A 9,765-nucleotide genomic window follows, 5' to 3' on the forward strand; every position below is an offset into this window, starting at 1 on the left:
AATGAATAAAAATGAAATAATTTATAATAAAAATATAATAAAAGATTTTAATGATGCAAAAGAAATATTAAAAGATTTAAAAAACAATGTAACTATATTTGGAAGTGCAAGAACAAAAGATGATGATAAGTATGCATTACTTGCAAAAAAACTAGCTAAAAGACTTGCAAAAAAAGAGATAAATATTATTACTGGAGGTGGTGGTGGAATTATGAGTGCTGCCAATAAAGGTGCTTTTGAAGCTAAAAAAGCACAATCAATTGGATTAAATATTCTTCTTCCAAAAGAGCAACATCCAAATCCATATACAACACAAAGTTTAACTTTTAACTATTTTTTCTCAAGAAAGTATATGCTAGTTAAGTACTCTCAATCAATTGTAATTTTTCCTGGTGGTTTTGGAACACTTGATGAATTATTTGAGATAATAACTCTTCTACAAACAAAAAAGTTAAATAATATAAAAATATTTTTAATAGGAAGTGATTATTGGAAACCTTTGCTTAAATTTTTTAAGAAATCTTTATGTGAAAATAGAATGATTGATAAAGAAGATTTAGATATTTTTACCTTAAGTGATGATATTAAGTTTGTTGAAAAAAGTATACTAAAACTAATTAAATAGTTTAGTATCTTTTCCATCAAAGCTTATTTGGTTTTTCTTTCTCATATAAGCTAGATGGTCTTCTTTTGTAGAATTATCATAAAAGTTTGTTAACTCTTCTCTTTGTGAGTTAAAATCATATAAAGGAACTCCCATTCCACATGAGTTGTTTATTGATTTAATTTTAACTTCAAAGACTTGTCTCGAAGCTCTTTTAACACTAAAATGACTAATATACTCTTCCCAGTTTTCATCTTTTTCTTGAATACATGTAGCTTCACAGTATAATCTTAAAATATTTGCATCACCTTCAAAAGCACAAAACATAATAGTCATTCGATTATCTTCAAGTAAATGTGCAGCTGTTTCATTACCACTTCCAAAGTAATTTAGCCATAAAATAGTATTTTCATCTATGATTTTAAATGTATCATCTAAACCTTTTGGCGAGATATTTATTTTTCCGTTCTTTGGAGCAGTTGATACAAAAAACATTTTTTGATTTTCTATAAATTCAATGTCTTTACTACTTAGTTTTTCTGTAAATTTAGCCATTTCTTCTCCTTAATTTTGGTACATATGGTATTTTTGATTCTCTTTTGCTTGTCTTTGTTGAACTATTTTATAAGTATCAAGTGCTTTTCTTTTTTCAAGCTGATTAACTTCTGATGTTTTATACTCTTTAATTATTAAATTTAGAACTAAGATATAAACTATTGTATTTAGTTTTAAAGAGTCTTCATTTCTCATCAATTTATCTAAATCAATTGCATATATAGCTTCTTGAAAAGTATAAAACAATCTTTGTTTATTATCTTCAAGTCTATAGCTATAACCTAAAATAGTAAAAAAGTTTTCTTCATAATCCTTTTTAAAACCCTGCTCTTCTAAATACATAGAATAATTTAATATTTTATCCTCACAAGTTTTTACAATATCTTCAGCTTCCATCACTTTGTTTTTAAAACTATATAAATAATCAGAAATCTCATTAATCATTTTTAATATTATCCTTTTCACAATTGTTTCATTATATAATGTTAAAATAAAACAAAAATATAAATAGGACTAATTATGAAAAAAAGTACAATAGTTGCATCTTTAATATTAACTTCAAGTTTAACATACGCATTTGATTTAGGAAGTATTGCTAAAGGTGTTTTAGAAAATGTTGCAAATACAAGTGAAAAAACAAATACTACAACAACTGCTAATACAAATAGTAACCTTAGTGACTCAACTGTAAGTAGTGGTTTAAAAGAGGCTTTAAAAGTTGGAGTTAATTATGCAGTAAAAGAGTTAGGTTCAAATAATGGATATTTAAATAATTCTTTAGTAAAAATTCCATTACCAGATAACTTAGCAAAAGTTGAAACACTTTTAAGAAGTGCTGGCGGAAATGAAATGGCTGATAACTTAATAAACTCTATGAATAAAGCAGCAACAACAGCAGCTCCTAAAACAACAGAGATATTTGTAAATGCAATTGAAAAAATGTCATTACAAGATGCTCAAAATATTTTAGCTGGAGATAAAAATGCAGCAACAAACTATTTTAAAACAAATACTACAGATTCTTTAAAAAAGATGATTGCACCAATTATTCAAAATACAATGAAAGAAAATCAAGTTACTACTTATTATGATATGGCAAATAATTTTTATAAAACAAATGCAAAAAGTGTAGTTGAAAGTAGTGAAATAATGGGTTTAGCAAAGAGTTTCGGAGTTGATTCATATTTACCAGGTAGTTCTGATCAATCTTTAGATGATTATGTTACAGAAAAAGCTATTGGTGGATTATTTACTATGATTGCACAAAAAGAAGCTGAGATTAGATCTAATCCAGTTGCACAAACAACTTCACTTTTAAAACAAGTATTTGGAAATTAATTCCAAATACTTAACAAATATGATATATACTATTTTTAAATATTAATACTATCTTTTCCATCAAACTCTTTTTCATTTGCACTTGATACAATTGAAGTTGCAATTGATGATGTTTTTATCGCAATATCTCTTGTTTCACTTGCTACAGTTGCATTTTTTTGTGTTTGTTGGTCTAAAGAAGTTATTGCATCATTTATTTGTACAATTCCTAATTGCTGTTCTTTTGATGAGTTTGATACATCATCAATAAGGTCAATAGTTTTACCTATATTTTCATTTAGATTTATATATCCTTTAATCATTTTATCAGAAATCACTTTCCCTTCTTGCGTTTTTAAATTTGCATTTTCAACTAACTCTTTTATCTCTTTAGCAGCTTCAGCTGACCTACTTGCAAGATTTCTTACTTCTTGCGCAACAACTGCAAAACCTTTTCCAGCCTCACCTGCAGTTGCAGCTTCTACAGCTGCATTTAATGAAAGAATATTTGTTTGAAATGCTATTTGATCAATAACTGTGATTGCATCATTTATTGAGCTTACTTGCTTATTTATTTCATCCATTGCATTTGTAGTTTTGTTAGATAACTCTTCTCCTTGAGAAACAGAAGAAGTAACTTCAGTTGCATAATTAGACATTAAGAGAATCTTTTCTGTTGTTGCACTTACATTACCAGTAATTTCTTCAAGCGCTGCTGCTGTTTCTTCTAGAGATGCGGCTGCTGTATTTGAAGATTCATTTAAAACATCTACATTTGATAATAATATATTTGAAGAATCATCAATAATTAAACCATTTTTTTTGTTTTCAATAAGCATTTGAGTAATTGCACTTCTTAAACGATTTATGTCACTTATAAGTTGATCAAAGACTTCACCTTTTTCGATATTATCAACTTTTAATTCTTCTAAATAATTATAGTTTGAATACTCTTTTAAAGTTTTATTTATTGTATTAAAATTCATTCTTGTTACATTAATCATTTCATTAACATCATTTTTCAAACTTTCTAAACTGTCATTTGATGTCGTTTCCATTATTTCTTGAGAGTAACATCCTTTTTTAACCATTGTTAATACATCTTTTGCATTTAATAATAGCTTTTCATCTGTAAGAATTGTTTCTTTTACTTTTTGTATATTTTTATTAATAACTGTACTCATAAGACCAATTTCATCTTTTGTAACTATTTTTAATAAAGGTACATCTGTTTTTTCTTTATTTAAATATTCAAAGAAACCTAATAGTCCATTTTGTAAATTTAAAAGCGGTTTTATTAAACTTTTATTGATTATAAAAATTGCTATTAATGTTATTATAATAAAAACAACTAATGATAATACAATTGTAATATTACGAATATTATTAGGTACTGATAAAACTTCAGATTCATCAATTTCAGATATTATTGCCCATTTTATTGAATCCCCAATATTAATATAAGAGTAAGAAGAAAGAACAGGATTACCATTATAATCAATAACAATTTCAGTATTAGTCTTACCTTTTAATGCATTTATAGATGCCTTTGTCTCGACTTTTCCTAATGATGGATTAGCAAATGATGCTTTTAATGAATGATTTTTTTTATCTAAATAACTATCACTTCTCATTAACTTATCTTGACCCACTAGATAATCTTCTTGGCTTAAACCATAACCTTTTCTAAATTGCATTATTTTATTTATTGACTCATCCGATATTTGAAATACTAATACAGATTTTATTTCATCATTAATATAAATTGGTGTACCAACAAACATTGCAGGAGCACCTTTACTTGGAGCGTAAGGTTTCATATCAACAAAAGATACTTTTTTACTCTTTTTTACTTTTTCCCAAACTTCTGCTAAGCCACTATCTTTTAATTTTCCATACAAAAGATTCTCACCATAATCTGATTCTTTAGCAGCTGAATACATAACCTGCCCATAATCAATATCAATAATAAAAATATCATAATATCCATAGCTTTTCAAATATGATTGAAAAAACTTTTCATATATATTTGTTTTAGATTTAGTTAATATATTATCAATAGGAAAGTTGTCTTTTGCTTTTACTTCTAATTCATTCGAAACGTAAAGCAAATCACTAACAAAAAGTTTTATATCTTTACTCTGTGATAAAACTTCTATATCAGATTCTCTTTCTGAGAAAAATCTATTTAATTGTTCACTTTTTGATTCTCTAACACCTGTTAGATTGTGAAAGTTTTCAGATAAAGATGTTACTGTAACTTTATATATTGAAAATGTTGATAAGGTTATTGCTAAGCAAGCCATTGAAATTAATATCAATAATATTAATTTTAATTTTATAGTCATATTTTTAAACAGTTAAAACCCTCTAAATAATTTAATTATTAAATAATATCAAATTCTATTATTTGATTATTTGTCTAAAAATTCACTTTAAAATCGAATATATCTAAATTATTTTAAAATAAAGTTTAAAAAAAGAGTAATTTTTTAGTTTGACATATCTTCATGCCCAAAGTAATTAAAGAAGTTGTTTTCTTTTACAATACTAATATCTATATCTAAAACATCTTCTTTATTTTTTTCAAATTTATAGATATATTCTTTATCAAAATTTTTAAGTAAATTTTCATAAAGTTCAGATTTGATATCTAAAATAAATACATCTTTATTTAATTCATAAACATAAATAAAATTTAATATAAAATGATTATCTATTTTAAATGTGTAAAAATCAAAGTTTTTATACTCTTTTTTTTCTAAAAGATCCATTGATTTAAAACCTAATCTATCTTTTAAAAATTCAATATATAAAGAGCTTGGTAAAGCTCTCCATTGAACATCACTATGAGAATGGATATATTCAATAAATATACTATTAGATTTGATACTATATGCATCAATTGTATAAGAATCATGTCTTGTTTTAGTTTCATAGTTATCTATTTCATATGAATAAAAATATTCAGGGTTAACTTTAAAACTTAAGATATTATCTTCAAAGTTAAATACAGGTCTTGACAATCTAACAACACTTTTTACTATACTTTTTAAAGTCCTTGTTATAAAGCCCATATTCTTCCTTTTATTTAATATTAAGAAATGTATCTTAACATTTTTATATAGTTAATACAAGAGTTATTTGTTATAATTTTATAAAAATAATGGAATTTATATGGATATAAATAAATACTTCTCAAAAACTAATATCATTAATAATTTAGCTCATTATGAAACTTATTATCAAGTAGCACTAGGCTTATTAATAAATACATCAAAAACAAAAGAGATAGACTCAGAAATAAAACTAGAGTATGCACTTGGTTCAATTTACGAATTATTAAAAGAACTAGAAAATGAAGATAACTTAGACTCTATTTTTGATACTGAGTTACAAAAACAAAGTGCAATGGACGCATTGCAACATTTTACTAATGAAAATATTCAAGCTGTAAAAAATGAAGAAATAGATATAGAAAATAGTGTAAATATGATAAATGACAATCTGTTCTTTAATGATTTACTTTTAGATATATGTAAAGAAAACCTAGCTACTAAAATAAATAAATGGGAAAACATCATAAATGATGATGTAGCAAAAGCAATTATGAATTCACTTCAAGCTTTAAAAAGTGAGTAAACTTTTTGTTTACTCATTCCAATAAGAGATACAAGTTTTAGGATTTACTTCAAATCTAAAAAGTTCTGCTTTTGTATTTGCACTAGTATATATGTAAGTGATATTAATATCAGCTTCTAAAAACCTTTTCGAACTTGTACAAATACCTTTAACTATAAACCCCTGCATTCTGCTTTTATCTTCATTTCTTACAGCATCATCACTTTTTGCACCTGTATTTATTTCATAAGTTGAAACAAGTGTTAAGTCATCTGCTTTAATAGATGTGAACATCGTATAATCATCAATTTTTTGAGGAAGTTTTTTTCCTACTTCTTCAACAACTAATTTTATAATTTGTCTATTTTGTATTTTTAACTGTGCATCTGCATTTTGTTGAGCTGTTTGGTCAACTGTTCTAGGAAGCGTATTTTTAATAGGTGTAGATGTATTTGCATTTAACATAAGTACTGTTAATGCTGATAATAAAATCATTTTCATATTAATCTTTCTTTTTTATTTTTATAAAATATTTTAACAAAAAATCTAAGTTGAAAGGATGATATGAATCAACTGTTACTATTAGTTTTTAATAAATAAAAAATCATCAATAAGTTCTTTTATTTTTATCTTGTCATTTTTTAGTATTAAAAAGTGAGCATTCATAGAAAACTGTGAGATATCTCCACTTAGTATTTTATCATCAGTATTAATAAAGGTATTTATACCACTTCCTGAAATTCCACCAATTGATATTTTAAGTACATTCTTATTAAGCTTTTTTAAGTATCTAGAACCTCTAGAAAAACCGATATAAACTCTTGCACTAGGTATTTTAAAACTTGTATTAGTCATATTTGAATCAACACTTTTAAAAGTATGTAAACCAAATAGATTTGTGATGGATTTATTCATTTCATCATGCTGTAAAGCAAGACCAGAAGATGGGTTACCTTTTATATAAATAATATCATAATCGTACATTTACTTTTCCTTTTATAATAAATTTATATCAATGATTAATCATTATAGCCAAGAAGAATAAATATTAAAGATAATTAAGATATTATATTTATACGTCCTAAATGGAATAAATATATTTTAAGGTATTAATATGAAAAAGATTTTAACTTCTCTTATAATTATAAGTAGTTTTTTATATGCTGATCAAATTAGAGAATGTAAAGAGACAAAACTTACAGAAACTACAAGTATTTTTGCTTGTCCAAGTGGTGATTATGAAGCAACATTTGAATTAAGAAGTAAAAAAAGAGATATGGCTGAAGCACCAAAATTAAAGTTATTAGGAAAAAGAGAGCCTAATATTATAAATAACTATAATCAAAAATAAGTTCTTTATTCTAGGACTTATTCAATTGATTTATAATGGTGTAATAATATTCTGAATTTCTGATTTTAAAGGTTTAATTTTTTTAGTGATTATTTCCCAAATTTCATCAGCATCTATACCAAAATAATATTGAAAGAAAAACTATTTGCAACGCTGAAGATGCGTGCAAATAGTTAATTTATTTTTATAAAGCTTTTGCAGTAATTCTATTTAATCTTTGTGCAAAGGCAACTGCATCAGTAATTTCCATACCTTCAGATAATTTTGCTTGGTCTAATAATACCCATGAAACATCAGAAACTAATGCATCATCAGCTAAACCATTTAATTTTGTAACGATTTCATGATCAGGGTTGATTTCTAAAATAGGAGCAGAATCAGGCATTGCTTGTCCCATTACTTTCATCATTTGTGCCATTTGAGCCATTTGTGCATCTCCAGCATCTTTAACAACACAAGATGGAGATTCACTTAATCTGTTTGTAACTCTAACATCTGAAACTGATTCACCTAAAATTTCTTTTATTTTTTTAGTAATATCTTCAAATTTAGCTTCAACTTCTTTTTTAGCTTCTTCAGACTGTTCAACTTTTGGAGCTTCAGCAGATGTAATATCTTTGAATTCCCACTCTTGGTAAGCGCCATACATTGGAGTAATAATCTCATCAATTTCTTTATCATCTAAGATAAGAACTTCGATATCATTTTTCTTATATGCTTCTAATAATGGAGAGTTTTTAAGAACATTTTCATTTTCACCAACGATGTAGTAAATAGCTTTTTGCTCACTATCAGCAGCTTCTTTATAAGCTTTTAATGAAGTCATCTTTCCAGCTTCCGCTTTTGAAGATTTGAATCTAATTAATTCTAATAATGCTTCTTTATTAGTAAAGTCTTGATAAGCACCCTCTTTTAAAGCTCTGTTGTATTGCTCAACAAATGTAGCATATTTTTCTTCATCTTTTGACATCTTTTTAATTTCATTTAAAATCTTTTTTACAGATGCTTGTTTGATATTTGCCATTACTCTGTTTTCTTGTAAGATTTCTCTTGAAACGTTTAATGGTAAATCTTCAGAATCAATAATACCTCTTACAAATCTTAAATAAGTTGGTAATAACTCTTTTTCAGAATCTGTAATAAATACTCTTTTAACATAAAGCTTAACACCAGGTTGGTAATCAGCTCTGTACATATCCATTGGAGCAGTTGCTGGAATATAGAATAATGTTGTATATTCATTTACACCTTCAGCTTTTGTATGAATTGTAGCCATTGGATCAGAAGAATCATGAGAAATTGATTTATAGAAATCATTATACTCATCAGCTTTTAACTTTCCTTTTGGTTGCATCCATAAAGCTGTTGCTTCATTGATTTTTTCATTTCTATCTTCGATTGTTTTCTTTGCTTCCTTACCAGATTTTTCATCTTCTTCTGATAATTCTTCAGTTACTTCTTCTTTGTAAGATAGGAAAATTGGGTATGCAATATGGTTAGAATATTTTCCAACAATATTTTTGATTCTTTCTTTACTTGCAAATTCTTCTGCTTCTTCATCTTTTAATTTAATGTAAATAACAGTTCCAGATGATTCTTTAGTACAAGCTGATAAATCAAACTCACCAGTACCATCTGATGACCATTTATAAGCTACTTCTTCTCCAGCTTTTTTTGAAATTACATCAACATGTGATGCAACCATAAATACTGAATAAAAACCAACACCAAATTGACCAATTAAGTTTGAATCTTTTTTAGCATCACCAGTCATTGCTTCAACAAATGATTTTGTTCCTGATTTTGCAATTGTACCAATTGAAGCAATTAAATCAGCTTCATTCATACCAATACCATTATCAATAATAGTTAATGATTTATCTTCTTCATCAAAAGTAATATTTACTTGACCAGCCCAATCTTGAGGTAATGTTGCTTTGATTGTTTCATCTGTTAATTTTAAATAATTTAATTTATCAATTGCATCACTTGCATTTGATACTAATTCTCTAATAAAGATTTCTTTATTTGAATATAATGAGTGAGTCATTAATTGTAAAAGTTGACCTACTTCTGTTTGAAATTGATGTTTTGCCATAAAAATCTCCTGTATTTTTTAATATAATTTATTGTAATTTTATCACAACTTTATAAAAGGAAGCTAAAGTTTTAATAAAAACTAGCACTTTTATACATCAAGTGCTAGTTTTATACTTTAAAAGTTTTATTTCTTTTAAGTAAGTACACAAGAAGTAAACATAAAAAGATTATAATCACTTTATAATTTAAGGATTTAATATGATAAAAAAAATATTTA

Annotated in this window: 12 protein-coding genes; 4 read left to right on the forward strand and 8 right to left on the reverse strand. The window is 25.8% G+C overall.

What is annotated here, in order from left to right:
• Window position 1 precedes the first annotated feature (1 nt).
• A complete protein-coding gene (locus GBG18_RS10880) occupies window positions 2–625 on the forward strand; it encodes an LOG family protein (RefSeq protein ID WP_152191026.1) in 624 nt (207 codons plus the stop codon).
• On the opposite strand, the gene GBG18_RS10885 is transcribed toward GBG18_RS10880, so the two are convergent.
• The gene (locus GBG18_RS10885) at window positions 614–1,159 is read right to left on the reverse strand and encodes a pyridoxamine 5'-phosphate oxidase family protein (RefSeq protein ID WP_152191028.1); all 546 of its coding nucleotides are present in this window, start codon (window positions 1,157–1,159) and stop codon (window positions 614–616) included. The genes GBG18_RS10880 and GBG18_RS10885 overlap by 12 nt on opposite strands.
• A 9-nt stretch (window positions 1,160–1,168) precedes the next feature.
• The gene (locus GBG18_RS10890; RefSeq protein WP_152191030.1) at window positions 1,169–1,603 is read right to left on the reverse strand and encodes a hypothetical protein; all 435 of its coding nucleotides are present in this window, start codon (window positions 1,601–1,603) and stop codon (window positions 1,169–1,171) included.
• A gap of 75 nt (window positions 1,604–1,678) precedes the next feature.
• On the opposite strand from GBG18_RS10890, the gene GBG18_RS10895 reads away from it, so the two are divergent.
• A complete protein-coding gene (locus tag GBG18_RS10895; protein WP_152191032.1) occupies window positions 1,679–2,497 on the forward strand; it encodes a DUF4197 domain-containing protein in 819 nt (272 codons plus the stop codon).
• 35 nt (window positions 2,498–2,532) lie between these two features.
• Here GBG18_RS10895 and GBG18_RS10900 read toward each other — a convergent pair whose 3' ends face one another.
• Both GBG18_RS10900 and GBG18_RS10905 read right to left on the reverse strand, forming a co-directional pair.
• Entirely contained in the window at window positions 2,533–4,782 is a 2,250-nt protein-coding gene (locus GBG18_RS10900) for a methyl-accepting chemotaxis protein (protein ID WP_226896454.1), read from the reverse strand.
• Window positions 4,783–4,968: 186 nt separating this feature from the next.
• Window positions 4,969–5,553, reverse strand: coding sequence for a hypothetical protein (locus GBG18_RS10905; protein ID WP_152191034.1), 585 nt, complete (start codon window positions 5,551–5,553; stop codon window positions 4,969–4,971).
• A gap of 100 nt (window positions 5,554–5,653) precedes the next feature.
• On the opposite strand from GBG18_RS10905, the gene GBG18_RS10910 reads away from it, so the two are divergent.
• Window positions 5,654–6,118, forward strand: a complete 465-nt coding sequence (locus GBG18_RS10910; RefSeq protein WP_152191036.1) for a hypothetical protein — start codon at window positions 5,654–5,656, stop codon at window positions 6,116–6,118.
• Window positions 6,119–6,127: 9 nt separating this feature from the next.
• On the opposite strand, the gene GBG18_RS10915 is transcribed toward GBG18_RS10910, so the two are convergent.
• Together GBG18_RS10915 and GBG18_RS10920 are read right to left on the reverse strand one after the other, a co-directional pair.
• A complete protein-coding gene (locus GBG18_RS10915) occupies window positions 6,128–6,598 on the reverse strand; it encodes a DUF8479 domain-containing protein (protein WP_152191037.1) in 471 nt (156 codons plus the stop codon).
• A gap of 81 nt (window positions 6,599–6,679) precedes the next feature.
• Window positions 6,680–7,081, reverse strand: coding sequence for a hypothetical protein (locus GBG18_RS10920; RefSeq protein ID WP_152191039.1), 402 nt, complete (start codon window positions 7,079–7,081; stop codon window positions 6,680–6,682).
• A 130-nt stretch (window positions 7,082–7,211) separates the two neighbouring features.
• On the opposite strand from GBG18_RS10920, the gene GBG18_RS10925 reads away from it, so the two are divergent.
• On the forward strand, window positions 7,212–7,448 hold the full coding sequence (locus GBG18_RS10925; protein WP_152191041.1) for a hypothetical protein: 237 nt from the start codon (window positions 7,212–7,214) through the stop codon (window positions 7,446–7,448).
• 30 nt (window positions 7,449–7,478) lie between these two features.
• Here the strand turns inward: GBG18_RS10925 and GBG18_RS15780 are convergent, their stop codons facing one another.
• Together GBG18_RS15780 and htpG are read right to left on the reverse strand one after the other, a co-directional pair.
• Window positions 7,479–7,565, reverse strand: a complete 87-nt coding sequence (locus tag GBG18_RS15780; protein WP_373279298.1) for a hypothetical protein — start codon at window positions 7,563–7,565, stop codon at window positions 7,479–7,481.
• A 67-nt stretch (window positions 7,566–7,632) separates the two neighbouring features.
• On the reverse strand, window positions 7,633–9,546 hold the full coding sequence (gene htpG, locus GBG18_RS10930) for a molecular chaperone HtpG (protein ID WP_152191043.1): 1,914 nt from the start codon (window positions 9,544–9,546) through the stop codon (window positions 7,633–7,635).
• Window positions 9,547–9,765: the final 219 nt, after the last annotated feature.

Origin of the sequence: Poseidonibacter ostreae, from assembly GCF_009208075.1 — a bacterium.
In the GTDB taxonomy this organism is placed as follows: Bacteria; Campylobacterota; Campylobacteria; order Campylobacterales; family Arcobacteraceae; genus Poseidonibacter; species Poseidonibacter ostreae.